Source organism: Pedobacter cryoconitis (assembly GCF_003259615.1).
Lineage (GTDB): Bacteria > Bacteroidota > Bacteroidia > Sphingobacteriales > Sphingobacteriaceae > Pedobacter > Pedobacter cryoconitis.
The window spans coordinates 147,973-174,379 of record NZ_QLLR01000007.1 but is presented as its reverse complement, the minus strand read 5'-3'; the positions used below and the strand labels follow the sequence as shown (position 1 = coordinate 174,379).

Genomic DNA, 26,407 nt, shown 5'->3' with positions numbered 1-26,407 from the left:
GCTGAAAGGATAAATGGTATTCTAAAAACTGAATTTAAACTAAGCAGGATATTCAAATCCCGAACTGAAGCATTATTCGCAGTAAAAACAGCAATAGAAGCCTACAATAATATTAGACCACATATGAGTTGTAGTTTTCTAACTCCAGAAGTTGCTCATCAAACTACTGAACCATTGATAAAATACTGGAAAAATACCAGAAAGAAAAAAGTGCCAGATGTAGTTACAATCAAATCATAATGTATAGTTTTAAGTAGAAATATTCACTCTTCAAAACTGTAAACTAAAAACCGGACAAGACCCTGTGTCAGGTAATTTCAGTATAAGACATCCTGCAAAACCCCTGTTAAGTCTTATACTGAAATTACCCCAAAATCCCCTGCTTATCCTTCCTTTCACACCGTTTTCTGACAGCCTTTAACCCACCTGCCAATTATTTTAATTTTCATTCAAATATACTTTGCAACTATGTTGCAAATAACTATCTTAGCATTGTTGCAACCGGGGACATGCCAAAAACCCGTTACCACAGCAGGCATTATATTTAATGAAATTATAATCTTATGAAAAATCAATCAGAAAAAATCAAGTTAAACCTTGAAGATCTTCAATTAGAAAGCTTCGTAACCAGTATTGACAGTGAAGTTGCCATGCGTTTATCAGGCGGATTAGGTAATGTATCAGAACCAACGCATACTGAACCTACAGATGACCACCATACACCTGCCATTAAGTGTACTACAGTTATTTGCTAGTTTAATCAAATAATCAATTGTTAACAAAAGAGGACCGGAAACCGGTCCTCTTTTGTTATACATTTTCGTTCAGGCCGATCATACCACTGATGATCAGTGATCTCATTTGTAACAGAATTCTCTCCCGCAATACGGTAGTTTCCAGCAGCTGTTGCGCATTTGGTAAAAAGTCCGCTAAGATCAGGCTGATCAGTTCTTGACCGGTCATCGCCTGCTGATAAAGATAATTCAGGATCAACATACTCAGCTGACCAATATAAACCGTACTTACACCGCTTTCTTCTGACATAAATAATGCGGCCTGATAACTTTGTAAGAGCCCCATTGTTCTTTTAAGCTTTTTATTCAGCGGATAAAAACTCACATGATCATTTAGCACGAATGATAAGCCGCATAATTCTTCGGTAGTCGCTACAGACAATTGTTTAGCCTGATCCAGTATAAATTCCTTCTTTTTTTTATAACATAAATAGCCCTTATGTAATTTCCACCTGGCCGCCATCTTCTGCTCAAAGTCAAATACTTCTGCAATTCCATATTCTTCAAGATCCGGCAGCCTGCTTATTTTTTGATCAAGCCGCGCTTCCAGCTCATTGAAATCCTCAGCTTGTAGTTTCAGCATAAAATCAGGTTCAAGCTGATCTAAAAGAGAAATTGTTTTAACGTAATAAGTGGAGAAAATCCGCTGCCTGATCGCAGACTTATCAGAACCAGCTATCACTGGATGGCCTTTATCGTTCAAAGGCAAAACAGGATAAATAACACTCTCCATATCTTTATTCAGTAATTGCAACAGTATATAACCGACACCAGACTTACCCGATAATAGCCCATAATCAAATTGATTGGCAGAAATATAGGTGTTATAACTCCGCTTGCGCGCATATTGTACACCAGCCTGATCAACTACTGATAAAATTAATCCGGCATAATTCTTTTGCTGCAGATCGGCAAACCGGGATAAAAAAGGCAGCAAACCTGTATACCCGCTGCAAAGCGTAAAATCAGTGCGGTGCATTTTTTCAAGATCCTTCGAACATTTTTTCATCACCAACTCACACTGTTCAAGGTAAATTTCCTTTCCTGTCAGCTCATATGCAAATAACCTGGCCAGACCAATCCCGCCAGCACCATGTGCCCATGAATTTACCTTATTCATTTCTGGTATGAACACATCCAGATCCCATCGGTGTGCATCTGGTAAACTCAGCCTGAATTTACCTAACCTCAGATCCAGCCAATTTCCAGAACCGGAATCAAAATACTGCATCTCATAAGCAAGCGCCTGTTCGGCAAGATAAATCAATCCATCATTTTTAAAATAATTGCCCACCTGCATTAAAACACAGGCAATTCCCGATGCTCCGTGGGAAAATCCAGCCAAACTATCAAAAGATGATTTCGATTGATTATAATCCCATTTCAACCCAAACTCCGAAATCCTGGCTTCTTTAATAATCCTGTCCACCAGCTGATGAATGATAGTCAACAAGTTTTTAGTTTGCAGATGATGGTACAGTAAAGTGATCACCAGCAAGCTGCCGGAATATCCACTTAACAAATCAGCTTTCACCGTATTATTAACAATATTTTCCTGATTGTCCGATAATAATTGTGAAGCATGTCGTAAATATTGCTCTTCTTTATTGTGCTCATAAAGTTTGATACAGACATAAATCACGCCCGTAATCCCCGTATAAAACCCAAAAGAACGCGGCTTTAAAACAGCTTCTTCCTGCAGCACTTTATTGACAATATCTGCTGCCATTTTTAAGTCTTCCCTATCACCGGAAAGTTCAAAAAGACCAATATAAAATAAAGCAATACCGCTATTTCCATTAAAAATATCAACCGTTGTTTGAAAAGAAAACTTTTCAGCAGTCTCATAAAAAGGACTCTGCCAGTATACCCCAATTTCATCCCTTTTACAGGAGGCCAGCAAATCATTTTTCACCTGCGCCAATTGCTTATGAATTCTCTGGGTTTGTAAGTGGGTAAATGAATACATGAATTTTTAAATTAAGAATTGGCAATAAAATCGAGACATCGAAGGGTACAGTACATTCCATAAGCCTCTTCCTGATTGCTTATACCCAGGCGGTTGTTATTCATGTGCATCAGACTCGTCATGATTTCAATGTATTTGGTTTCTTCAAATTCTGCCTGCTGGTAATTTTGCATGATCAGTATATTTTCCTTTAACAAATCTTGTAGCTTTTTATCTGCTGTCCCCGAAGTAACTTCTTCCCAAAAAACTTTTGATGCAGGTAAAATAACCTCTTTTGTCCGGTTAAACGAAATTTCGAATTCTTTTAACCAGAATATTTTTTGAACCGCTGTATCCGTTCCTGAAATATACAAACGAGACAGCCAGCCATCGATAAAAAAATTACAGACCGTGATCAACCGGAAAATTTCCCATCCGGTAGCCAGCAATAAAACCAGGTGTAACCGCAAAGCTTGCAGCAAGACAGAAGCGCCCGGTTTTCTCGTACAAATCCAGTCCAAAATGAAAGCTGAAGACTTAAAAAAATGAAGCTCAGCCCATCGCAAGCTCTGCTGATTGCCATAACGCATAGTTTCAGGTTCATAAACAGAAAACTGTATGGTTTGGTCAGTGGATAAAGAACCAGTCACAGCCGTAGAAGCAGAAGCGTTCAATTTCCCGGCAGCCGGATACTGAATAAAAAAATCACCCGCTCTTTTTTCCAATGCTTTAGCCAAAACATCGTGTAAAGAGATCTCAGTTTTGATCCTTAGCCTGATATGGCCTCCATTTTCCCAATAACGGATAAAAAACCAGTTTAAATCAGGAGAAAATTCACGGATAAATGGTGCAATTAATTCCTTTAACATCAAATCCAGATCTCCGGGATAAAACAGGTAGGCAACAAACCATTGATGCGCTGCAGATTTAACTTTCCTATTCATCCTAATACTTATACCATTGGAGCAAATATTCCTTAACAGGCTCATCGTAACCAGATTGAGTTGTAGCATTAGCCACAGGAAGCATTTCCTCGATAATCACATAATCACCTGCTCTAACCAGCAAACGCTTAAACATTTCGACCAGTAAAGGTTGTTCAAAGGAAATAAACTGAGGTTTATAATCATCGCCAAGTCCTTCTTTTTTGCCTTTCGCCTGTGCTGAGGGCTGAATCACAAAAGATCTTTTCCTCAGGAATAAAAATAGCATTACAGGGATACCATGCTGACTGCGCCAAACATTAATCCTGATAAAATAAGCGTAAGCCGTTTCTCCCGGCTGCTGAACAGGTATACAGCCTGTTTTTATACGCCAGGTTTTTCTCCTGAGAATAACCGAATTTTCATAAGTAATTCTTGGCAGGGACTCAATATCGTGCTCCTGTTCTCCCATATTCAGATAACAGGTATCTACTAGATTGATAAATGGCTGTAAAGAAAGTTTTGTTTCCTGGTTAAAATGAGCGAGAAGCTGGTACAGATTAGAGCGGTTATAAAAAGATTCCAGGCACAAATCGTAGGTAAAGACCTGCTGCTGTTGATAAGTTAGTTTTAAAGTGCCTGTCTGCTGTTCAAAGCTTACGGTTAATTCATCTACGGGAATCTGCTGTTTCTCCGGATAACTTTTATTTCCACCTGGCAAAGCGAGTTCGTGGGTGAGTAAAGAAGGATGGATATTGGCATTAAAACTTGAAGCATCGTTGAGCTCAACTTTGAGCATTTCAGGATGAAGCTGTGCATTATATTTCACAAAATCTGTAGTTATATCAGCTGCAAATAAGGGTAAGAAACGACCACTTACTTTACCCATCCCCGGCAGTACAGTATTGATTACGCCGAAAACACAGTCCTGATTTTGGACACCCTGTTGCAATTTCCCTTTGTAAAACTGAACGAAAAGCCCTCTTGAATACTGAGTAGCAGCAACCGGGGTTACGCCCGGTGATGGTTTCGGAAAAAAATCATTCCCCAGATCCAGCGTATTTGGTTTATGCTGTGTCAGCATAGCTAGTTTTCCACTGATCTCTTTTTCCCAATCACCCATGTCTGATAGGGCCGCACCTGCCCCGGCAGCTTTCTCCTTTTCAGGTTTTTTGACATGAAAATAATAAGCCTGGTAAAAATCAATCACTTTCACCTGCGCCTGTGCAGGGTAATGTTCCAGAAAGAAACTAATCATTTTCTCACGCTCAGTTTTCAGTAAATCGAGCGGAAGCAGGTGATTTAAAAGCTGATCGGCCTTTGCCGTAAACTCTTTAAGATAACGATCTTCCAGAATTTCCGGATCAGGTGTATAACAATCTTCATAAAACAGCTGCCTGCCGGAGAAATGATGCGGGACGAAATTCAAGGTTTCAAAAACGCCGTTAACAGGTGGTGTTTTTATCCTGCCCGGATCAGACTGCTCCACAATTAACGGGAGCCCGGCCTCAGCTTGTAATTTCTGAAAAACATCAGCTACCGTTTTCTCCGCATAATCCAGGATCAGCTTTCGCTTTACAGTATCGCTCTTTACATACGCCAGCTGATATTGCTGCAGTTGCTTAAACAAATAAATGATTTGAAAAACTGCTGGCTCACTGCTCTCAAGGCCAGTAAAGAATTTCAATAATTTATGATTCCATTGCGGATCAATTCCTGAAGTCTCCATACCAGGCTCCAGTAAACCCGCAGCGACCAGTTTAAAAAGATAGTTTTTAATTGACGTGTAATCAGCTTGCTCCACAACATCAGCCATATAATTCGCCAGTTCTTTCATATTTACTGGCTCCTGAGTATCTTTAAGGTAATTGAAGACCAATATTTGTAAACCTGAAGCCGGCAAAAGCTGAAAGGATTCTATATTATTAAAATTAACCAGGAAGTGTATTTTATCGGCCTTAATGACCGCCGTTTTATTAAGTTTGATAGTCAGCAATTCATTCACGGCAGGATGATGGACCAAGATAGATTTCAGGTATTCAAATAATGCGTTATTGAGCCGCAGGCTATTTTTAACAGTTTTAGCCACGGACGAAGGAATCCCGGACTTAGCTAATTGCATAATTCCGGTATAAGTAAAAGTGCTGAATGGAGAGGTTTTAAAGCACATCCTTGTTAAATAACGCAGCAAACTGAACTCTATCCGCAATTCCTTTTGACGGAAGGAAGCCGGCTCTTTTTGCACATAGCCTGCTAATTGTTCCAGTAAAACAGGGCTTGATAAAAGCAGTCCATTTTGCAAGCCCGTATCCATAGCCATTTCCTGAAGTTTCATGCTATGTTCCAGCATCAGCTTCTGATAGTTTAAAGTATTCATTTGATGGAAAGTCTCCATATGCTGGCTCACCTGCAGATAATTCTGAAAATCAAGGGCCAGCTCTGCAGAAAACATATCCGGCAGTTCTTCCAGCTTTTGCAGACTCACCTTTTTATCATTAAATACCTGTCTTTTAAGATTAATGAGCCGCTGCCGCAGGGCATCATTAGTTTGAACAGTAATCAGCTCAAATAACCCTTCACAAATCAATACTTTAAGCTTTGCTTTTGCAGCTTTCATCTGTTGATCTTTTCGCAGTATCCCTTTGAACTCTTCCAATTTAAAAGAATCAAAAGCCTGGTAATTCATCCCTGCATATCTTACTAAAGCGTGTGGAAATATCTCAATGCTCATTTTTTTATTTAAATTATTTACTTAGCTCCAGTTGATTTTTAATGAGCTGGTAATAGCTCCCCTTCCGGTTGATCAGCTCCTGATGTGTTCCTTTTTCAACCAGCTCACCTTGATGCAGCACAACGATCTGATCTGCGTTTTTTACCGTACTTAAACGATGCGCAACGATCAGTACCGTTTTCCCGGCGAAGAAATTATTCAGATTGTTGACAATTGACAACTCATTGTGTGCATCCAGAGAATTGGTTGCTTCATCCAGAAATATATAGGCCGGGTTTCTATAGATCAGCCGGGCAATCAGCAGCCTTTGTTTTTGTCCTTCACTTAAGCCATAACCATCTTTTCCCACTACAGTCTCATAGCCAAACGGCATAGCCATAAAAAAATCGTGCATATTGGCCAGCCTGGAAACTTCATAAAGCCGCGCTTTGTCTTTGACTGCTGAGCCGGCAAAAATATTATTCGCAATCGTATCCATAAAGATATAACCGTCTTGCATCACCACGCCGCATACTGCTCTCCACTGCCTGGCATGTACCTGATCTACAGAACGGTTACCAATCCTAATTGATCCTTTGCTCACCTGGTAAAACTTCAGCAACAGTTTGATCAGCGTAGTTTTCCCACTTCCGCTCATGCCCACGATAGCTGTAACCTTACCAGCGGGAATCAACAGGTCTACATTTTTCAGAACGAATGGTGCCCGGCTATTTCCATATTGAAAGCTCACCTGTTTCAGTTCGATAGCTTCGGGCACGGTGGCCATTTCCTGGTATCCGACCTCAAAATCTTCTTCCGCTTCCTGATGTACTTCTGCCATCCGCTGTAAACTGAACTTTGTATTTTGAGAGACCCGGGCAAACTCAACAAGTTGTGTAACCGGCGTATTGAGCTGCCCGCAGATGTAAGTAATGGCCAGCATCCCGCCCAGGGTAACCTGATCATTGATCACCAGCATTGCAGCCGCATAAGTGATCAGTACATTCTTGACTTCATTAATGAAATAGCCAATTCCCTGCATCAGCTGATCCAGTTGTAAAGCTTCAAGCTTAAGTCCGTAAGACTGATCTTGCAGCCCTTCCCATAACTCCTGCTTTTCCTGCGCACTCCCTGTCAGTTTAATTTCCTGCATCGCGTAAAAAATCTCGAGCAGCAACTGCTGGTTGGCAGAAAGCACTTTAAATTTCTTCTGGTCAATAACCTTTCTTTTTTGCTGGAAGGAATTAGACCAGACCACACTGATCACTGCGCCAATCAAAAAGATTAAAAAGATCTGCCAGTTATAATAGCACAATACCCCACCCAATACGATCAGTGTAATCGCAGAAAGAATAAAGCTGATCAGAGAATTCGTCAGGAATTCTTCGACCCGCTGGTTATCATTCACCCGCTGCATATTATCACCTGCCTGCCGGTTATCAAAAAAAGAAAAAGGCAGTTGCATCAGCTTGGCCAGAAACTCCTTTAGTAAAACGATACTGGTTCTGGCTCCTAACCTGAAAAGTAACCTGGCACGGAGAAAATCCATCAGCATCCTTCCGGAAAACAACATCAGTTGCCCGATACAGATCAGAAAAAGCAAGTTTGTATTTTTTCCCTGGATCCCCTTATCTACAATCAGCTGGGTTAAAAATGGAATGATCAGCGAGAAACCACAAGCCAGTAAAAGACTAAGCCCCACAGGAATCAGGCTCTTACGGTGCAATTTGAGATAAGGCAATAAAGACCATAAAGAGGCAGAATGATCAGCGATACTTTGTTTTTCCTGAAAAACAGGGGTGGTTTCCAGTAATAAAGCTCTGCCAATAGTGCTTCCTTCTTTAATTTGCCAGGAGCGGATAAAATCTTCCTTTCGCACTTTAACCTTTCCACTCAGTGCAGGGTCTGCCAGGTAAGCGTATTGCTCGGTCATCCGGTATAAAACCACATAGTGTTCCTTTTCCCAATGCAGGATGCAAGGTAACCGAACCTTAGTAAACAGTTGATCGTAAGGCAGTTCCGCAGCCAATGTTTTGAACCCCAGCAAACCTGCCGCCTCCAGCATACCAGCCATTGTAGTACCCTGTTTTCCTATACTGCAGAGTTTTCTGAAATAGGCTACCGGAAAAGTTTTCCCATAATACGCCGAGACTATTTTAAGACAAACCGGCCCGCAGTCCATCGCATCTGGTTGTTTATAAAACGGAAAATTCCTGCTCAAAGAGAAAGGTTGAAACATAGCTAAACGATTCTTAAATACAACAATGTTGCAAATATTATAAATATAATGCAACTTTGATGCAATTAATAATTAATAAATGTCCTCATCCGTTTCTACTCCTTTACGCACCTTAATCTGGAAAGAATTCAGGTTAGCTTTTCGTGATCAAATTATGAGCACATTAGCTATAATTATTTATACTTTGTTCCTCATCAGCGGGTTGCTGACTGCTTTTCAATACCAGTACGATCAGCAAAGCCGCGAAAGCTCCAACAAAAAATTCCGTCAGCAGTGGGAGGCGCAACATAACAATCCACATGAAGCTGCGCATTTCGGCACTTATCTTTTTAAGCCTTTAAATCTTTTAAGTGCTTTTGATCCCGGGCTCAATGATTATTTCGGAACCACCTACCGTGTAGAAGCCCATGTACAACATGAGGTGGATTATAGCAATGCAGAACGAAACGATGCTTTGATGCGGTTCGGTCAGTTTACCCTCGCTTTGATTATGCAGTTGCTGATCCCGCTGTTATTGCTGTTCATCAGTTCTTCTGCGCTCACCTGTGAGAAAGAATCCGGCACTTTTAAAATGTTAATGGCACAAGGTATAAAGCCTTCACAACTGGCCTGGGGAAAGGTTTGGTCGAATTATTTGTTGGTGATTTTCCTGGTCATGCCAATTTTTACAGTGCTGTTTTTCGTCATCCTGCTCTCTCCTTCGGGTACTGCTTTACTGGGCCGGTTTTTAATTATTGTCTGTGGTTACCTGCTTTTCTATTTACTGGTCACTTTAACTGGTGTGATCGTATCTGCATTGAGCGGCACTTCAAGAACGGCCACCTTAACTGTTTTAACAGTATGGTTATTCAGCAGTATTCTCTTTCCAAAAATAGTGGCCGGTAAAGCAGCAGACTGGTACCCTTTGAGCTCACGTGCGGCTTTTAACAATCACGTTAAGCAAGGGTTTTTAAAAGGGATTAACGGGGATTTGCCTTACCAGGAAAGGGGAGAGAAATACTATGCAGCGCTATTGAAAAAATACAAGGCCGAGAGTGCAGCTCAGCTTCCGGTTAATGCCGATGGTTTGCTGCTGCAATACCAGGAAGATTATCAGAACAAGGTATTTGACCATTACTATGCGGAACTGGCAAACACCTTTAACCAGCAGCAATCTTTTTTGAATTATGCAGGTTTAGCTGACCCTTTTATGAGTTTGAAAAGGCTTTCAATGGCAATGTCCGGTACAGATTTTTACCACCATCAAAGCTTCTTTCTTCAGGCAAAAGCATACCGCAATATGTTAATCCGCAAACTGAATCTTCAGCTGGCCACTCATCCTGTAAAATCAAATGAAAGTTACCAGGCAGATCCGCGGTTTTTTCTCCAGCTCAAAGATTTCACTTACCAGGCTCCAACCTTATCGGAAACCCTGTATTTACAACGGATGGCGTTACTTTCCATCAGCTGCTGGACAGGCCTGCTTTCCATCGCGTTATTCTTCCTTACCAAACCCTCATTGCGCTAAATATGCAGTTACCCATCTTAATTTTCCGTTTCGAATGGCGGCAATTCTTACGTCAGCCAGTTCAATTATTCTTGCTGTTATTTTTCCTGCTGATGAGTTTATATAGCCTGTACAACGGCCAGCGATTTGTTGAAAGTCAATTAACCGGACTGGATACGCTGGTAAATAATCAGCAGGCACATGTTCAGGAACTGATCAGCAGATTTCATACCGATACCACTACAGCCAAAGGGAAAATGCTGGCCCGGCAGGCCGGATTGCCGCAAGTGGTGGAATTCAAAGCGCCGCCGATAGCGACCAATCCTCCTGCCGGACTGGCTTTGATGGCTATTGGTCAGCGCGACCTGCTCCCCTATTTCGACATCATCAGTAGTAAGCGTGATGTTTTAACACCTCCGAACGCGGAAATTGCGAATCCGGAGAAACTGGCTTCGGGTAATTTCGATTTCTCTTTTGTGCTGATCTATTTGTTTCCGCTATTGATCATCATTTTGAGTTATGATCTTTTTTCCAGAGAAGCTGAGCAGCAAACTGACCGCTTACTAGCTGTTCAAAGCGGAGAAATAAAGTGCATTCTATTCCATAAAATTCTTTTCCGCCTGCTATTCGTCAGCCTGCTGACTAATATACTGAGCTTCATCGGCCTGTTTATTCACCCAGCTTCCACTGCCCTGCATCTGCCTGATGTTCTTTTATGGTTCCTGGTTACCAATAGCTATTTGTTGTTCTGGTTTGCGGTCTGCTGGCTGATGATCATCCTGCGTAAATCTTCACAACTCAACGCTTTAGTTTTACTTGGCATCTGGTTACTGCTCACGCTGATCTTACCAGCGGTGATGAATAAAATTGCAGCGCTCAAACATCCCATGCCCCTGCGTACTGAACTTGTATCCAGTCAGCGGGAAACGATGGTGCATACCTGGGAAATGCCGATCCCGGGGTTGCTTCAGGAATTCTATCGAAACAATCCGCAATACCTTAGTCTGAAAACTGACGGAGATACTGCAATTTATGGCAATAAAAGATTCGTAGCCTATTATGACCTGCTCGGCAGGCGAATGAACAAAAATGTTCAGGAATATACTACAGCTGCTGCTAAACACAATGCCTGGTTAAGTCAAATGGCGTGGTTTAATCCGGTGGCGCAAATGCAGGCGCTGCTGAATTCAACTGCAAAAACAGGGCTCAGTGATTATCTCTATTATCAAAATCAGACCAGCATCTTTCAAAATCAATGGGTAAAGCTGATGAACAGCTACCTGTTGTCCAACAAAAAATTAAGCCTTGCCGAAGTTCAGCACCTGCCCACATTTCATCCCGCAGAAGATCAAACCAGGGCCTTGCGTATTCTGATCAGTACACTATCCATCTGGCTGGCCATTTTATTCCTCCTGCTGGTTGCCCGTCAGCTTTCCCTTTCAAAGAAAAAACAAGTCCGAATAATTCACAATTCCACTAATTGCCACACCAAATGAAAAAAACCCTTTACTTACTTATCCTCAGTTTGAGCGTACTGCCAAGTTTTCTCCACGCCCAGCAACAAAAAAAGTTAGCCGATACCACGCGGCATATTAATAAACTCAACCAGATCAACGTGACCAGCAAGAAAAAGGTCAGGATCAAAACCGATACACTCTCCAACAGCCTGAAGTTACAACAACCTTTAATCCAGATCCCCCAGAATATTATCAGCGTTTCCAGCGGACTCTTGCAACAACAAGGCGCATTAGAACTCAAAGATGCTGCACGTAATGCCAGTGGTGTTTATTTCGGTTATAACAGCACCCCGTTTGATAACTCTGCGGTAGCACAAATTCGTGGTTTCGCAGCTTATACAACTTTAAATGGGATGTCGCGCCGTTTTAGTTATGGCGCTTCTATTGATGATGATGCACTGATAGAAAATGTAGAATTTGTTAAAGGGCCTGCAGGTTTCCTGAATTCTGTAGGTGAACCGGGCGGTTCTATCAATATCCTCACCAAAACCCCGGGGCATAAACTTTTCAATATCGTGCAAACTGCAGGGAGTTTCAACCTGTACCGCATCACTGCCGATATTGGTTCTGAGGTGCAGAAAAAAGGATTCTCTTACCGTTTCAATACGGCTTATCAGCACAAAGATTCTTACCTGAATGATATTCGTACCAATAAATACGTGGTGGCTCCGGTAGTCCAGTATAATTTCAGTCCAAATACTTATGTACTGGCAGAATATGATTTCATCAGAGGGGAAGTACAGAATGGTTCTGCAATTGTCAAAGTACGAAGTGAACAAGACATCTTAAAAGGTCCGGTCAGCACAAATTATAGTTCAGAGCGTAGTTTACCTGCAAGTTATACACAGAATGAAACTGCAAGGATATATGCGGTGCATAAATTCAAAAACAACTGGCAGCTTACCTCACAATCTTCTTATTTATCTTCCCCTTATAAAAACTGGAATATGACCTCCAAAGGAAGTATGGTAAACTTTGATGCGGATGGAAATACAAAACGCAGGGCCAGCTTATCCATGGGTGCAGGAAAGACCTTTTCTACGCAGCTATTTGCAAATGGCCAGCTTAAAACCGAAGATATTAAGCATCAGTTATTATTCGGTGCAGATTATACAAACAGCAGGGATTCTTTATCATTGAATAACGGAAAGATAGAATCAGCTTATAACAAATCCGGTACAATCAATACGGCCACACCCGAAACCGTGAATCAGATTACCAGGATCAACAGGACAAACAACAATACTTTTATCAAATCGGCCTTCGTTTATGACAATATCCAGCTGCATAAAAAGCTCTTATTGACTCTTGGCGCGAGATATACCTGGTATACCAATGAAAAAGAAACCACGAATGCCAAAGGTGTCGTTAAAACCAGCAATTACAATCAAAAAGCACTGTCTCCACGCGCCGCGCTAACTTACCTGGTGAATCCGGCCACCTCTATTTTCTTCCTGTATGACCAGTCTTTTGTTCCGCAAAGCTACCAGAGAGTTATCGTAGATCCGGTGAGTAAAGAAGTTACCGGAACAGAGGCGATTGACCCTCAAAAAGGTAAAGATATGGAACTAGGTATCAAAAGAAACTGGTTCAACTCGCGTTTATACACGACTGTAAACGGGTTTCATACCTTAAAATCAAATGTTCCGGTAACAGATCTGGTCAATACCGGCTTCGTCATCCCTGCAGGCCAGGTTACAAGTAACGGGATCGAGATAGATGTCATTGGAAATATTACCGATCAGCTTTCCATTTCTACCAACTATACTTATGTGAAGTCTACAATCACTAAAGACGATGATCCGGAACTGGTGGGTAAAGAACTTCCGCAAACTCCGCAGCAAATCTTTAATACCTGGATACAATACAGTTTCCCGCTAAAAAATAAAGCGAGCCTGAACCTGAGTGCAGGTCAGACGACGATGATCAAACGCAGTACCTCAGAGAAAAACCAGTACATCCCCGATTTCACCAAGTATGATGCAGGACTGAGTTATGTGCAGGATAAATATTTCTTTCGCTTAATCGCAGATAACCTGACTGGTAAACGCTACATGTCATCCGGTGATTTAATTACAGGTTATCCCTATGATGGCCGTAATTTCTACTATATCGATGGTGATCCGTTTAATGTAAGAGTATCTGTAGGAATTAAGTTTTAAACCAGAAAAATATGTTACAAGCAATAGAACTGACTAAAAAATATGGGGACCAGGTAGCGCTTAATGGCCTGAACCTGACTATTCAACCCGGCGAAGTATTTTGTCTGTTAGGCCAGAACGGGGCAGGTAAAACCACGACAATTAATCTGTTTTTAGGCTTTACAGGGGCTTCCTCGGGACAAGCACTGGTCAATGGGATTCTGGTAAGTCCGGATCAGCCGCAGACCAGGAAATTTCTGGCTTATATCCCCGAAGTTGTGATGCTGTATGCAAACCTGACCAGTTTAGAGAACCTTGATTTTTTTAGCCGGATCGCCGGATTTAATTATAAAAAAGAAACGCTCGAAACCTACCTGTTACAAGCAGGTTTACAGCCGGAAGCTTTCCATAAGCGGATTGGAAATTACAGTAAAGGCATGCGCCAAAAAGTAGGGATTGCTATTGCTGTAGCCAAAAATGCAGCGGTAATTTTAATGGACGAGCCAACCAGCGGACTTGATCCAAAAGCCACACATGAATTCAGTGAAATTGTCAAGCAGCTTTCTCAGGATGGAAGAACTGTTTTTATGGCTACGCACGATATTTTTAATGCAGTAAATGTGGGTACAAGGATTGGGATTATGCGCCAGGGATCACTCATCCACACGTTGAATGCCAAGGATATTTCTGCGAATGACTTACAAAAGTTATACCTGGAAACGATCTGAACCAGGGCACGATCTGAACCAAAAAGCCGGGCAGCAGGATTAAACCTCCTGCTCAGCTTTTAATCTTTTAGCTTCATCCTTACGTAAAAACCGGAAAAGTGCGAATCCGATAATCAGGGTAATAATCCCTTGGGCCATCACCGTATCCGGTGTACCAATCCATTGGGATAAGGTTCCGATCAATAAGCCGCCTAAAGGCTGCATTCCGAAAAAGGCCATCGCATAAAAGCTGATGACTCTTCCGCGCATTGCCGGATCTACAGTTGTTTGAATCAAGGTATTACTAATGGTAATCTGTGACATCATTCCGAAACCGGATATGGTCGCAAAGACTAAGGCAATAGGATAGTAAGTGGTGTGTGAAAATAAGACCAGTCCAGCTCCGAATATTAAAGTATTGGTAGCCAGTATTTTTCTCAGGTTCCTGCCGGGTTTTAAAGAGGCGAGGAAAATAGCACCGCAAAACGCGCCCAGCCCGATTACACTATCAATCACACCAAAGGTAGAAGCTGTTCCTTTAAAAATATCTTTCGCATAAACAGGGATCAGGGTACTGAAAGGTAAAACAAGCAGACTGATTAAAGCCAGCATAATCAGCACGAATGCAATAGAAGGTGTTTGTTTAATATATTGAAAGCCTTCTTTAAGTTCCCCAAACACATTTTTTGTTCTTGGCTTCTCTAAATATTTCGGAAGTTTCATCATCAGCAGAGAACCGATCACCGCAATAAAGCTCACCGCATTCAGACCGAAACAAATATCCTCTCCAAACTTTTCCAGCGCCAGTCCGGCAATCCCCGGGCCGATGAGCCTGGATAAATTCACCATAGAAGAATTTAAAGCGAGTGCATTGGGCAAATCGGCTTTATCATCTACCATTTCATAAACTAAGGATTGTCTTGCAGGTACATCGAAAGCGTTGATAATACCGAGTAAAGCACTGAGTGCAATAATTTCCCAGACTGAGTAATGCCTGAAGAAAATCAGTAAAGTCAGCAAAATGGCCTGCCCCATGGAAGCAAACTGCGTAATGAGTAAAAGTTTATAGCGGTTATACCGATCGGAAGCTACTCCGCCTAAAAAAGAAAAAACAAAAGACGGGAACATGCTTGCAAACAACGTAAGTCCAAGCATGAACTTAGAATGCGTTTCTGAATACACGACCCAGCTGACTGCAGTTTTCTGCATCCAGGTTCCAATCAGAGAAATAGATTGACCACTAAAATACAGCCTGTAATTACGGCTTTTAAAGGCATTGAAGGTACTGATCTCCATATTAGTCTAAACGCAGTTTGAAGATTAGCGGCCAGTTTTTACCCGTTACGTAAAGTAGTTGATGTGTTTTGTCCCAGGCAATCCCATTCAACACACTATCCTCAGATTTTGGGGTATAATCTGGTGCATAATTTGACAACAGACCGAAACAATCAATAGTCCCAACCACCTTTCCGCTGGAAACATCCACCTTTAATATTTTTGTAGTCTGCCATTGATTGATGTAGAGAAATCCATCTGCATATTCCAGTTCATTCAGCTGGTCTACTGTTCCTAAGTTATCTGTAACTTGTATTTGCCCCACTACAGCAAAGGTTTTCGGATCAAGTTTATAGACAATAGAACTTCCTACGCTCACATAAAGGTTTTTGCCATCATTAGTCATCCCCCATCCTTCATAAGGCCACTTGAAGGTCCCTGTTGGTTTGCTCAGGTCTTTCAGGTCATAGACATACGCGATATGGTTTTGATAAGTCAGCTGAAAAAGCTGGTTGCCCAGAATGGAGATTCCTTCCCCATAGATACTCTTGTCTTTGATCGGAAACTTTTGCTCCAGTTTACCAGTACTGGTATCTGATATGGAAACAAATGAATTCTCATACGTTCCGGTCCCCTCGTATATTTTTCCACCATGAAGTTCAAATCCTTCGGTGTAGGCCGCCGTATCGTGCGGTAAGGTACCTGTAACTTTATAAGTCAGATTTTCAGGAATTTGGGTTGAAGTGGAATCTGCTGAAGCAGGGGTTGTTTTTGTTTCCTTGTTATTATTCTGACAGGAAACAATGGTCATTGCCAGGCCAAAAGCCAGCACTTTATATTTGTTATACATGAAATTGTTTGTTGCTGCGATTTGAAATCTGCGGGAAATATATAAATATTCTTAACAATAAAAGGCCGCCTCATTGGAGGCAGCCTTATTTTATGAAGGTAAAAAACCTTATTCTTCTTCTTTTTTAGGAGCAAATCCGCGATCTGCATCTAAGGTGTAGGAAGCTTCTGAAGATTTATCTGCTTGTTTTAAATTGTCTATTTCGGTGGCCAGGTTATCTGCTTCGGATGCAGGAATAGCATCGATTCCGTCAGATTGTACATCTTGCTGACTTAATTGGTCATCTTCCTCTTCTTCGTTATTGTACGGTGTATTATTTTCTGTAATAATCATAATTTCCAGGTTTTAGTGATAAAACAAAATAGTAATCAGCTTGTTTCAATTCTGCATATTTTATAATGTAAAATTGCTGTGAGCTGATTAAATATGCGGAAGATTTAAGCTTTTTTAAAACTCTTTAATAGCGTAATTCCCAATATACCTGCAATCAGCGAAGCAATCAGGATACCATATTTAGCTTGTTCAATGAATTCGGGCTGCTCAAATGCGAGGTTACTGATAAACAGCGACATCGTAAAACCTACTCCGGCCAATAGCGCGACCCCTGTAATATGTTTCCAGTTTGCCTGATCCGGCAATTGTGCCAGCCCGGTTTTGACCATTAACCAGGTGAATAACAGCACACCTACGAACTTACCGATGATTAAACCCGATATAACCCCGATACTCACCGGATTGACTAAAGCGGAGAAGAAATCTGCGCCTATAATGATACCTGCATTCGCAAGTGCGAACAGCGGCATAATCACGAAAGCTACCCATGGATGCAGTGCGTACTCGATTTTCTGTAAAGGAGTTTCTGCGGCCAATGTCAGGCTTTTCACTTGTTCGATGGTTCTATGTTGTTCTGAGGTAGTCAGCAAACCGCTGTTAGGGATCTCCTGTTCAAAATCATTTGATAGTTTTCTCAGGTTTTCAGAGAAACTGTTCTCGTTAATCTTAGTCACTGCAGGAATAGTAAATGCGACTAAAACCCCGGCTATTGTGGCATGGACCCCTGATAGTAAAAATCCAATCCAAACTGCAATCCCGATTAAAAGATAAAAGGCTGTACTTCTGATTCCTAATTTATTACCCGCAATCAATATCAGCAGAAAAATTGCTGCTACACCAAGCGGAGCAAAATTCAGATTACTGGTATAAAAGAATGCAATTACTAAAACTGCGCCCAGATCGTCCGCAACTGCCAGCGCAGAAAGAAAGACTTTAACAGAGCCGGGAATATGTTTTCCAGCCATAGAAAGCAGCGCCAGGGCAAAAGCAATATCTGTTGCCATCGGGATACCCCAGCCGTGTTCAGAAGCTAGTCCTTTATTGATTATAAAGAAAATAGCTGCGGGAACCAGCATTCCGCCTAAAGCTGCCATCATTGGTAAAGAAGCCTTCTTTAACGTAGATAATTCACCTTCCATGAATTCTCTTTTCAGCTCTAATCCGATTACAAAGAAAAACAAAGCCATCAGCCCATCGTTAATCCAGATGTGGAGCGGCTTGTTCAATACATAGTCATCAAAGCCGATAGAGAATTTAATATCCCACAAGTGATGGTACGATTCATGAAATGGTGAATTGGCCCATATAATAGCAACAAGCACACTTAAAAACAAGACTATCCCGCCAGTATATTCAAGGTGAATGAATCTGCTTACCGGGGCAATGATTTTTTCAAAGGGTGATTTAGGTATTAATTCCATAGTTGTCTGATAAACCCAAAAATAAGCTTAATAATCCTATTTTACACCACCAAAAGCGGCAAAACACGAGTTTTTATGCAGTATTTCTATGTTTTTGAAACCTACTTTGCGCAGTAGATCTACCTGGTATCCGACCGAACGCGGGGTATCTTCATAGGCAATATAATTGAATACTTTTTCCCTGTATTCTACACCACCCAGTGTTTCCAGGTAAGCGCCGTACTGGTCTTTAAAAAGCTGGGTGATTGCTGGTGAATCGTGCGCAATCAAATCGGAAATCCAAATGCTTCCGCCAGGTTTCAAGCTTTGATACAGTTTACTGAAAACAAATTCCCAATCTGCATCCTCCCGAAGATGATGTAAAACTGCCGCAGCAAGGATAATATCAAAATGTGAATCTGGTAATTCAAGCTGACGCATATCGGCTTGTATGATCGTTACAGTCCCGGTGGTCTGAGCACTTACGCGTTCTTTCGCCCTTTCCAGCATAGGTAAACTCAGATCGTTCAGCGTACAATTCAGGTTAGCTGTTTTACTCAGCATTTTTAAAGTGTAGTTACCCGCGCCGCAGCCTATATCAAGCAGTTCTGTTGCTGCAGGGTTGATATAGTGTGCTGCTGCTGTACAAAGCTCCATCGTCAATGGTGCATCTATCGTGGTCAATTGCCCGGTATCCAGGTTAGAAAACCTTTCTACGTCCTGGTCAAATCTGGTTCTGATTTCTTCTGTTGTCGCGCTTTTGGAATAATCTGTATTCATCTTATTTATTGTGCTTTACGTTATTTTTTATGCCTACGGTACTTTCCAGGCTTCAAGTTATTTTCCTTGGTTTAGGTTATTTTCCAGGTTTAACGTCATCATTGACTTCAAGCCAGTGTCCGTCAGGGTCCTGGAAATAGATTTGCTTTACACCATCTACTCTGATGGTCGGCTCTTTAGCCGTACCCGGCCAGTTGGCATACTCGATTTTCTCCTGATCCAGTACTTTAATAAAATCAGGGATTGAACTTACACTAAAACACAGGTGTTCATTTTTATCATGAACAGTGATTTGTTTTGCACCAAGGATTAAGTGCATTTGTCCGGCAGCCCCAAGCGTAAACCAAATATGTTTACCGTCTTTAAAGGGTTCCTGAATTTGTTTAAGGTTCAGTAGTTTTTCATAAAATGCGGTACTTTTTGTAAGATCTGTCACATAAACAGCAATGTGGTTCAGTACTGCGGGTTCTTTTTTTGCAGAAGTCTGCGCAAATGATTGATTTATAGCGCCCGCAAATAAGCAGAGTGCAAGCAAAAAAGCATGAGGTTTCATATGGGCTAATTATTAAAAAGGGGGGTTGAAATAAGAAAGGCCGGGCATTGTTCAGTCTACCCGGCCCCGTGTCATCAATTCATATGAACTGGTGGTGTCATAAGGACAATACAAATATAAAATATCTTTAGAATTAAACAACAAATAAAAATGTTAATTACTTAAATTTCAGCTATCTATATTTAATATAAAAGATATAAAGGTGTTTTATTCTCCTTTAGTAAATTGTTTTCGCAAGTCGATTTGCTAGTTATTTAACTTAAAGTTTTGTATTATCCCTCTCTCTTTACATAAGTTTTATTTCCATTTTTATTGATATAATATTTTCCACCACGCGGTCCAGTAAGGATTTCTTCTCCATTTGGCCCTGAAATACTTCTGTCAACTGTCGGTTTGTAATCTTTTGCAGCCGGTGCGACAGCAGCTTTAGGTGCTCTGGTTGCTTTAGTGACTGTAGTTTTTGTTTCTTGCACAGGGGCGGCCGCTGGTGTGGCTGCATTGGTATAACGCTTATCTGGCGTACCGTCTTTTTTAAGTCTGACAGTTCCAGGCGCGGCTGTAGCAGCAGGAGCTGCCGTAACTGGTTTTGTAGTGGTCGTAACTTTAGTGACTTTACTTGCTTTTTCTTTATTTACTGTTTTATCCGGAGGAGAGACTTTTGTAGTTGTAGTTGTCGTATAACGCTTGTCAGGCGTACCATCTTTCTTTAGTTTTGTTGTAGTTTTTGTCTCTTTTGCAGGCGTGTAACGCTTATCTGGAGTACCATCTTTTTTAACCTTAACTGTTGCAGGTGCAGCGGTTTGTGCCATTGTTAAGCTTACCCATAAACTTAAAATAGCCACTAACGAAAGTAATTTTTTCATAAGATTCTTATTTAATAAATTGATTTATATACAATGTAAGGAATTGCCTATGTATTACACAAAAAAATGTTACGAACTGAAATTTATTGAAACTTAGGACAAAGTCTCAATCCACTGAATAGCAGCGGCCTTTTCCTTAAAAAATTGAATGTTGATCGTACTCTTCAAGGGGGCCGCGCTCTTTTCAGCGGCAAGCTGGCTAAAGCTGCTTGGAGAATAGATCCAGGCAAGATGCTGAACCCCCGCTTCTGCCAATGCCGGTAAACATTCTGCAGCAACCCAGTCTGAAGCTTCCGACCAATTTCCGCGCACTTCAGTATTATCATTTAATATGGTAGCAACCCGATTTTTTTTCACCAGGTCGAGCATAATCAGACAGCCGTCCTGTACACTTTTAAAGTTTTGATAACCTGTCCAGTTTACATCCAGTCTGTTTGCCGCTGCATTGACCTGTACCGAAATAGTTTCATCCTGATAATAACTAAACTCATCTGTATGGACTTCTGCATGCAGGTGCTGTTCAGTAAGCGGCAGAATAAAGTAAAAAGTAGCCCCGATTCCCAATTCACTCTCGATCCAGAAACTCCCGTTATGCCTTTTAATAATTTCCGAGGAAATGAACAGCCCTAACCCCAATCCGTCAAATTTCATAATGGTATTATCCACCCGGTAATACCTGTCAAAAATATTGGCCAGGTTCTCGCGTTTTATCCCGATCCCAAAGTCCTGTACAGCAACAATGATATTGCCGTTGTTAACTTCCGAGCTTACAATGATCTCTTTTCCCTGCGGTGAGTATTTGACGGCATTGGATAAAAAATTATAGATCACCTGCTCCAGTCTGAATTTATCACCTGTAAAGTTCACAGCATCCGGCTTATGCAGAATAAAATGATGATGAGGCGCAATATCCTGCATACTTAGTACTGCATCTTCCAGCATCTGATCAAAAGCGAACTCTGTATACTCATAGCTTAACTTTCCAGCATTGATTTTTGATACATCCAGTAAATTCGCAATCAGTTTTTCAAGCCTCAGTACATTAGTATTGGCTCTTTCCAGGAAATGATAGATTTTATGATCCGGAGTTATACTTCTGCCTATCAATTGAAAAAGTGCCTTGATACTTGTTAGCGGAGTTTTAAGTTCATGGCTTGCAATACTCAGGAATTCGTCTTTACGGTCTGATAACTCCTGAATGGCTATCGTAGAATGTTCCTGGTCTGTAATATCAATGATACTTCCGATATACCCCATAAACTCGGTGCCTGTATGATAGGCATTGGCTCTGGCCATTACCCAGCGCAATTCTCCGGATACATTTTTGAGCTGGAACTTTATTTCATAAGGCTGATGCCCTTTAATCAGCTTCCACCACTCCTGCCTCCTATGCTGATTTTCAGGAATAGCCATTGGTTTCGCAAATCCAAAACCCAGGCTATCTTGATAGCTCATCCCCGTAAATTGTATCCATTTTTTATTGACGTAAATACATCTTCCATCGGGATCTGAGCGCCAAACCATAAATGGGATCTGATCTGCAATCGTTATAAAGCCGTTTTCATTTTCAGAAACATTGCTGTTTGTTTCTTCAATTACATTACTGGCCGCCTGTTCAATTCCAGCCTGTTTTTTGATTTTAGCTTCCTCCTTAGCCTTTCTCTTGTTATTTTTTTTCTCCTGAGCAGAAAACACTACAAACAACAAAAGCACAGTAAGCAGCAAGATAAGATGCAGAATTAAGATCACCTGCCGGGACAGAAAGTTAAATACACCCGAAAAAATAACTAATAAAAGAATTAGCAAAAGAAGGTAAAGACACCTTTTGGCAGTGACATAGGTAGTGAATAGTTTCATCAGCAGTATATCAAATGATATAATAGATACTTTGAATATAAGTAAAAAATTAATTTACCCAAAGAATTGATGAATTGATCGTGACGAACTGATCTTTTACAGCGTCACAGCAGGATGCTCCATATTTATTTCCCACGTTTGTTCTGGAACATTGAACTCAGCACTTCTCAGCTGCCTTCTTCTGCTGACGATGTCATTTACATTTACAAAACCATCAAAAGGGATGTAGCTGTATTCATCCTGATTTTGTAATAACTCCTCAGAGTTTTGAGTGGGTTGAGGTTGCATGGGTTAATAATAATTTGGCTAGGGAATTTAAATATAAATATAGAATAATTATTAACCAAACACCTAAAGATGAATTAAATAAGTAAAAAATAATTGAAATAAAAAGATATGGCCCCGGGAACCACGCCGAGGCCACTATCAACTTAAATTTAACTTTTGAAAAAACCAGAAGATTGCGCTTTAAAAAATCAATCCTTTGCTTATAAACAATTTTACAAGTGTATCCTTTCTTTCCGCTGATGGTGATCTTTTAATAGTTTAACTGCCGTTTTAAGTTTAGAAATATCTTTCATCATTAAGGTGGCTTGTTTCAGATCTTTTCTCATCAGGTCTTCTTTTTTCAGAAATGTTGACTTATTTCTGATTTCATTTTCGAGTACGGTAATTGCTACTTCCATATATTTGTAAGTAAATAATATAAATGGTGAATTGACATCACCTGAAAAATGGTGAATCAGACATCACCTGCCTATTTAACGCAGTCCTCCTTCAAATCGCATATTAATTATACAAGTTTAAACATTTAGATCTATTTAAACATATAAATAAGATAACACAAATATAAGTAATTAGTTTTGTCTAATTCAATACAGTAAGTAATATTTATTTACTTTTGTGCCGGAGAAGCTATAAAATGAAGAAAACCTATTCTGAGGAAAACTATCTGAAAACGATTTATCACATCAGTAAAAGTGAAAGTAAGGTCAGTCTTAAGGCCATAGCTGATGTTTTAGAGAACAATCCTGCCTCAGTAATTGATATGCTGAGAAAACTAAAGGAAAAAGAATTAATTACCTATGATAAAACTCAGGGTGCGATTTTAACGGTTACAGGAGAAACTGTTGCCCTTGATATTATCCGTAAACATAGATTATGGGAAGTTTTTTTAGTGGAGAAACTAAATTATGACTGGCATGAAGTTCACCATATTGCCGAACAGCTGGAACATATCCATGATGAACAACTGGCAAAAAAACTGGATGATTTTTTAGGGAATCCGGCATTTGATCCGCATGGAGATCCTATTCCCGCTTCCAATGGCCAGATGCCTGTTTATGCCAATAAACGTTTGAGTGAACTGAAGATTAACCAGGCAGGTAAAGTCGGTAGCGTAAGGGACACCTCCACTCCGTTTTTAAAATACCTGAAGCAGCTTAATCTGGGGCTAGGCTCAAAAATAGAAGTGATAGATAAATTAGACTTTGATCAGTCTATGGTGATTGTTATTGATGGCAGTGCCCCAAAAACAGTATCCAGCAAGATGACAGATAATATCCTGCTGATTATAGATTGATAAAAAAAGATAAATTGACCAGTGAAATAATATTAAATGATCAGGGAGCTTATTTTATAAGCTCCCTGATCATTTAATATTATTTTTTCTCTCTTATTGCTTTGAATTCAGAACCTTCTTTCCATTTCGGATAAGTAGTTTCATGACTTAAGCGGTAGCCCATATCAAATAATAAACGGGTATCTTCCACCATTCCACTATAATCTGTAATCGCATCAAAATTATCACCCGGTGCATGGTAACGTGATTTCGTATACTCAGCTACCTGTTTTAATCCCCATGCTCTTCCGTTTTTGATGTTATCAACTCCTGAACCTGTAAATAAGGACGGAATCCCCACCTTAGCAAAGTTAAAATGGTCAGAACGGTAATACAAGCCAGAAGAAGGAACCGGGTCTTTTACGATGACCCTGCCTTGTTTCTTTGCGGAAACTTCTGCATAGTCTTCTAATTCTGACTGGCCATAACCGTAAACGACTATATCTTTAGTTTTTCCGGCAATTCCCATCATATCCATATTGAGATCGGCAACCGTCTCACTAACCGGATAAACCGGATGTTTCGCATAATATTCTGAACCAATCAGTCCTTGTTCTTCCCCCGTAAAAGAGACAAATACGATAGAACGTTCAGGTTTTTGTGGTGATTTTTGAAATGCCGCTGCGATTTCCAGTAAAGCTGCCACACCTGTCGCGTTATCAACTGCTCCATTGTAAATAGAATCACCATTCACTTTTTCACCAATCCCTAAATGATCCCAGTGTGCAGAATAAATGATATTCTCTTTAGGTCTTTTAGTACCCGGAATGATAGCGACTACATTATTTGATATTGATTTTTTAATCGTATTCTTTATCGTTAATGAAGTACTTAGTTTCAAGTCTACGGCTTTGAAACCCGGTTTACCAGCTGCTTTGAAAATAGCTTCACTTTGACCGCCAATTTTCAGTAAAGATTTAGCGATGTCCATACTGATCCACCCTTCTACGATCGCCCTTGACATATTGTTATCTTTTTCTTCTGCTTGCAGCTTAGATTTCGACCAGCCACTACGCACAACAGACCACGGATAAGCAGCCGGCTCTGTATCATGGATAATCAATATACCAGCTGCACCCTGACGGGCAGCTTCTTCAAATTTATAAGTCCAGCGACCGTAATAAGTCATATTTTTTCCTCTGAACTGTGTTGAATCTGCAAATCCAGGATCATTGATCATCACCACTACAGTTTTTCCTTTCACATCCAGTCCTGCATAATCGTTCCACTTATACTCCGGTGCAACAATTCCATAACCTGCAAATACAAGACTTGAATTAGCCAGTTTAACTTCAGGCTGTACCCTTTTAGTCGCAGCTACAAAGCCAGTCAGATAAGCTGCTGTGACTTCACCACCTGCTCCTTTGAAAACCATTTTACTTTCAGGAGCAGATTTAATCTCTATCATCGGTACTTCCTGAAAATAGCTATCTCCATTACCGGGCTTAAGTCCCAGCAAACTGAATTGTTCTTTCAGGTAATTAATAGATTTCGTTTCTCCGATAGTGAATGGTTTACGGCCCTGAAACTCATCTGAGGCTAAAACACGGATATGGCCGGAAAAGCTGGAATCATTAATCATTTTAATGGCTACAGAATCCGGAGAAGTTGCTGTTTCACTTTTTTCACCTGATTTACAGGCAGCAAAACAGGAACCGGCAACGGCTAAATAAAGGATAGTTTTCTTCATGCTGACAAATTTTGCTCAATTTATTACAAATAATCAAAATTGCGGCAAGTCATCCTTCATTATTCAGACCACGGTGAACATAAAATACAATCGCAAAAGTTCTTTCGCTGGAAATCAGGGATCATATAAGCGCAGACATCTGCTTTAATATTACCAAAAGTTGTTTCCGTTTTATGTTCAAAACCTGAGAAGAAGGTAGGGATGATTTTCTTTTTGAAGTCCGTTCTCGGAAAAACTGAAATGATTTCCTCCCTGTTGGCTGTACTTAATTGTTCATAACCCTCCCCCATTACATCCAAACCTACACCAGAATACATTAAAGCCACTTCTGGTTCTTTATACTCAGCAATACCAATCGTGGTATGAAAAGCAATCGTATCCCAGACCAATTGTAAAGCATCTTTAGGCAAACCATGACCTTGCAGGAAATCACGCGCTGCATTCGCCCCGTCCACTTCAAAACGCTTATCCGGACTGGAATACTTTTTAGTCAAACCCAGATCATGAAAAACCGAACTGACATATAATAATTCAGGATCATAAACAAATTTCTCCCTGTTCCCTTTTAGCGCAGAAAAAAGAAAAACTCTTAAGGAATGGTTATAGATAAATTCAGTGCCATATTCACGAAGTAATTCGGTGGCCTGAGTTGCAATTTTACTGTCGGGAATCACAATTCCGGCAACAGATTTCGGTGTAGTAACTGACATAATTTCCATT

General features: G+C 40.6%; 23 protein-coding genes. 7 read left to right on the top strand and 16 right to left on the bottom strand.

Annotated elements, in window-relative coordinates; genetic code table 11:
- Both LY11_RS10310 and LY11_RS10305 read left to right on the top strand, forming a co-directional pair.
- A partial coding sequence (locus LY11_RS10310) for an integrase core domain-containing protein (RefSeq protein WP_146610834.1) occupies positions 1-240 on the top strand: 240 nt, incomplete at its 5' end.
- A gap of 323 nt (positions 241-563) precedes the next feature.
- Complete coding sequence (locus LY11_RS10305; RefSeq protein ID WP_041882676.1) at positions 564-755, top strand: pinensin family lanthipeptide; 192 nt, start codon at positions 564-566, stop codon at positions 753-755.
- 55 nt (positions 756-810) lie between these two features.
- Here LY11_RS10305 and LY11_RS10300 read toward each other — a convergent pair whose 3' ends face one another.
- Genes LY11_RS10300 through LY11_RS10285 form a run of 4 tightly spaced genes read right to left on the bottom strand, consistent with a single transcriptional unit; the run spans position 811 to position 8,614 of the window.
- Positions 811-2,763, bottom strand: coding sequence for a lanthionine synthetase LanC family protein (locus tag LY11_RS10300; RefSeq protein ID WP_111633626.1), 1,953 nt, complete (start codon positions 2,761-2,763; stop codon positions 811-813).
- Between the two features lie 11 nt (positions 2,764-2,774).
- Positions 2,775-3,686 carry a thiopeptide-type bacteriocin biosynthesis protein gene (locus LY11_RS10295; protein ID WP_170132666.1) on the bottom strand — a complete coding sequence of 304 codons (912 nt, stop codon included), beginning with the start codon at positions 3,684-3,686 and terminating at the stop codon, positions 2,775-2,777.
- Between the two features lies 1 nt (position 3,687).
- On the bottom strand, positions 3,688-6,396 hold the full coding sequence (locus tag LY11_RS10290; protein ID WP_111633624.1) for a lantibiotic dehydratase: 2,709 nt from the start codon (positions 6,394-6,396) through the stop codon (positions 3,688-3,690).
- Between the two features lie 13 nt (positions 6,397-6,409).
- Entirely contained in the window at positions 6,410-8,614 is a 2,205-nt protein-coding gene (locus tag LY11_RS10285; protein ID WP_111633623.1) for a peptidase domain-containing ABC transporter, read from the bottom strand.
- Between the two features lie 79 nt (positions 8,615-8,693).
- Between LY11_RS10285 and LY11_RS10280 the strand changes: the two genes are divergently transcribed.
- From LY11_RS10280 to LY11_RS10265, 4 genes are read left to right on the top strand one after another with little or no spacing between them, the layout of a single operon-like run.
- Positions 8,694-10,121, top strand: a complete 1,428-nt coding sequence (locus LY11_RS10280; protein WP_111633622.1) for an ABC transporter permease subunit — start codon at positions 8,694-8,696, stop codon at positions 10,119-10,121.
- A gap of 2 nt (positions 10,122-10,123) precedes the next feature.
- Entirely contained in the window at positions 10,124-11,596 is a 1,473-nt protein-coding gene (locus tag LY11_RS10275) for a DUF3526 domain-containing protein (RefSeq protein ID WP_111633621.1), read from the top strand.
- On the top strand, positions 11,593-13,779 hold the full coding sequence (locus tag LY11_RS10270; RefSeq protein WP_111633620.1) for a TonB-dependent siderophore receptor: 2,187 nt from the start codon (positions 11,593-11,595) through the stop codon (positions 13,777-13,779). Before LY11_RS10275 ends, LY11_RS10270 begins: the two co-directional genes overlap by 4 nt.
- 11 nt (positions 13,780-13,790) lie before the next feature.
- The gene (locus LY11_RS10265; protein ID WP_111633619.1) at positions 13,791-14,486 is read left to right on the top strand and encodes an ABC transporter ATP-binding protein; all 696 of its coding nucleotides are present in this window, start codon (positions 13,791-13,793) and stop codon (positions 14,484-14,486) included.
- Positions 14,487-14,525: 39 nt separating this feature from the next.
- Here the strand turns inward: LY11_RS10265 and LY11_RS10260 are convergent, their stop codons facing one another.
- The 10 genes from LY11_RS10260 to LY11_RS10215 form a co-directional block, all read right to left on the bottom strand.
- A complete protein-coding gene (locus LY11_RS10260) occupies positions 14,526-15,761 on the bottom strand; it encodes an MFS transporter (RefSeq protein ID WP_111633618.1) in 1,236 nt (411 codons plus the stop codon).
- 1 nt (position 15,762) lies between these two features.
- Entirely contained in the window at positions 15,763-16,590 is an 828-nt protein-coding gene (locus tag LY11_RS10255) for a glutaminyl-peptide cyclotransferase (protein WP_111633617.1), read from the bottom strand.
- Between the two features lie 108 nt (positions 16,591-16,698).
- Entirely contained in the window at positions 16,699-16,923 is a 225-nt protein-coding gene (locus tag LY11_RS10250) for a hypothetical protein (protein ID WP_111633616.1), read from the bottom strand.
- Positions 16,924-17,027: 104 nt separating this feature from the next.
- Entirely contained in the window at positions 17,028-18,344 is a 1,317-nt protein-coding gene (gene nhaA / locus LY11_RS10245; protein ID WP_111633615.1) for a Na+/H+ antiporter NhaA, read from the bottom strand.
- Positions 18,345-18,380: 36 nt separating this feature from the next.
- Entirely contained in the window at positions 18,381-19,103 is a 723-nt protein-coding gene (locus tag LY11_RS10240; protein ID WP_111633614.1) for a class I SAM-dependent methyltransferase, read from the bottom strand.
- 76 nt (positions 19,104-19,179) lie between these two features.
- Positions 19,180-19,656, bottom strand: coding sequence for a VOC family protein (locus tag LY11_RS10235; RefSeq protein ID WP_111633613.1), 477 nt, complete (start codon positions 19,654-19,656; stop codon positions 19,180-19,182).
- A 272-nt stretch (positions 19,657-19,928) separates the two neighbouring features.
- Positions 19,929-20,519, bottom strand: a complete 591-nt coding sequence (locus LY11_RS10230) for a hypothetical protein (RefSeq protein ID WP_111633612.1) — start codon at positions 20,517-20,519, stop codon at positions 19,929-19,931.
- A gap of 93 nt (positions 20,520-20,612) precedes the next feature.
- Positions 20,613-22,376, bottom strand: coding sequence for a sensor histidine kinase (locus tag LY11_RS10225; RefSeq protein ID WP_111633611.1), 1,764 nt, complete (start codon positions 22,374-22,376; stop codon positions 20,613-20,615).
- A gap of 96 nt (positions 22,377-22,472) precedes the next feature.
- The gene (locus tag LY11_RS10220; RefSeq protein WP_111633610.1) at positions 22,473-22,664 is read right to left on the bottom strand and encodes a hypothetical protein; all 192 of its coding nucleotides are present in this window, start codon (positions 22,662-22,664) and stop codon (positions 22,473-22,475) included.
- A gap of 212 nt (positions 22,665-22,876) precedes the next feature.
- Positions 22,877-23,062, bottom strand: a complete 186-nt coding sequence (locus tag LY11_RS10215; protein ID WP_111633609.1) for a hypothetical protein — start codon at positions 23,060-23,062, stop codon at positions 22,877-22,879.
- Between the two features lie 236 nt (positions 23,063-23,298).
- Between LY11_RS10215 and LY11_RS10210 the strand changes: the two genes are divergently transcribed.
- Positions 23,299-23,958 carry a metal-dependent transcriptional regulator gene (locus tag LY11_RS10210; protein WP_111633608.1) on the top strand — a complete coding sequence of 220 codons (660 nt, stop codon included), beginning with the start codon at positions 23,299-23,301 and terminating at the stop codon, positions 23,956-23,958.
- A gap of 79 nt (positions 23,959-24,037) precedes the next feature.
- Here LY11_RS10210 and LY11_RS10205 read toward each other — a convergent pair whose 3' ends face one another.
- Both LY11_RS10205 and LY11_RS10200 read right to left on the bottom strand, forming a co-directional pair.
- Positions 24,038-25,687: a M28 family metallopeptidase gene (locus LY11_RS10205; RefSeq protein ID WP_111633607.1), complete on the bottom strand. Its 1,650-nt coding sequence runs from the start codon at positions 25,685-25,687 to the stop codon at positions 24,038-24,040.
- Between the two features lie 59 nt (positions 25,688-25,746).
- The gene (locus LY11_RS10200) at positions 25,747-26,397 is read right to left on the bottom strand and encodes an HD domain-containing protein (protein WP_111633633.1); all 651 of its coding nucleotides are present in this window, start codon (positions 26,395-26,397) and stop codon (positions 25,747-25,749) included.
- Between the last annotated feature and the right edge of the window lie 10 nt (positions 26,398-26,407).

Coding starts and splice junctions, on each gene's coding strand:
- LY11_RS10215 (WP_111633609.1), bottom strand. CDS start 23,062: ATGGAAGTAGCAATTACCGTACTCGAAAATGAAATCAGAAATAAGTCA.
- LY11_RS10225 (WP_111633611.1), bottom strand. CDS start 22,376: ATGAAACTATTCACTACCTATGTCACTGCCAAAAGGTGTCTTTACCTT.
- LY11_RS10300 (WP_111633626.1), bottom strand. CDS start 2,763: ATGTATTCATTTACCCACTTACAAACCCAGAGAATTCATAAGCAATTG.
- LY11_RS10205 (WP_111633607.1), bottom strand. CDS start 25,687: ATGAAGAAAACTATCCTTTATTTAGCCGTTGCCGGTTCCTGTTTTGCT.
- LY11_RS10305 (WP_041882676.1), top strand. CDS start 564: ATGAAAAATCAATCAGAAAAAATCAAGTTAAACCTTGAAGATCTTCAA.
- LY11_RS10250 (WP_111633616.1), bottom strand. CDS start 16,923: ATGATTATTACAGAAAATAATACACCGTACAATAACGAAGAAGAGGAA.
- LY11_RS10210 (WP_111633608.1), top strand. CDS start 23,299: ATGAAGAAAACCTATTCTGAGGAAAACTATCTGAAAACGATTTATCAC.
- LY11_RS10255 (WP_111633617.1), bottom strand. CDS start 16,590: ATGTATAACAAATATAAAGTGCTGGCTTTTGGCCTGGCAATGACCATT.
- LY11_RS10240 (WP_111633614.1), bottom strand. CDS start 19,103: ATGAATACAGATTATTCCAAAAGCGCGACAACAGAAGAAATCAGAACC.
- LY11_RS10285 (WP_111633623.1), bottom strand. CDS start 8,614: ATGTTTCAACCTTTCTCTTTGAGCAGGAATTTTCCGTTTTATAAACAA.
- LY11_RS10200 (WP_111633633.1), bottom strand. CDS start 26,397: ATGTCAGTTACTACACCGAAATCTGTTGCCGGAATTGTGATTCCCGAC.
- LY11_RS10230 (WP_111633612.1), bottom strand. CDS start 20,519: ATGAAAAAATTACTTTCGTTAGTGGCTATTTTAAGTTTATGGGTAAGC.
- LY11_RS10260 (WP_111633618.1), bottom strand. CDS start 15,761: ATGGAGATCAGTACCTTCAATGCCTTTAAAAGCCGTAATTACAGGCTG.
- LY11_RS10295 (WP_170132666.1), bottom strand. CDS start 3,686: ATGAATAGGAAAGTTAAATCTGCAGCGCATCAATGGTTTGTTGCCTAC.
- LY11_RS10235 (WP_111633613.1), bottom strand. CDS start 19,656: ATGAAACCTCATGCTTTTTTGCTTGCACTCTGCTTATTTGCGGGCGCT.
- LY11_RS10270 (WP_111633620.1), top strand. CDS start 11,593: ATGAAAAAAACCCTTTACTTACTTATCCTCAGTTTGAGCGTACTGCCA.
- nhaA (WP_111633615.1), bottom strand. CDS start 18,344: ATGGAATTAATACCTAAATCACCCTTTGAAAAAATCATTGCCCCGGTA.
- LY11_RS10265 (WP_111633619.1), top strand. CDS start 13,791: ATGTTACAAGCAATAGAACTGACTAAAAAATATGGGGACCAGGTAGCG.
- LY11_RS10220 (WP_111633610.1), bottom strand. CDS start 22,664: ATGCAACCTCAACCCACTCAAAACTCTGAGGAGTTATTACAAAATCAG.
- LY11_RS10290 (WP_111633624.1), bottom strand. CDS start 6,396: ATGAGCATTGAGATATTTCCACACGCTTTAGTAAGATATGCAGGGATG.
- LY11_RS10280 (WP_111633622.1), top strand. CDS start 8,694: ATGTCCTCATCCGTTTCTACTCCTTTACGCACCTTAATCTGGAAAGAA.
- LY11_RS10275 (WP_111633621.1), top strand. CDS start 10,124: ATGCAGTTACCCATCTTAATTTTCCGTTTCGAATGGCGGCAATTCTTA.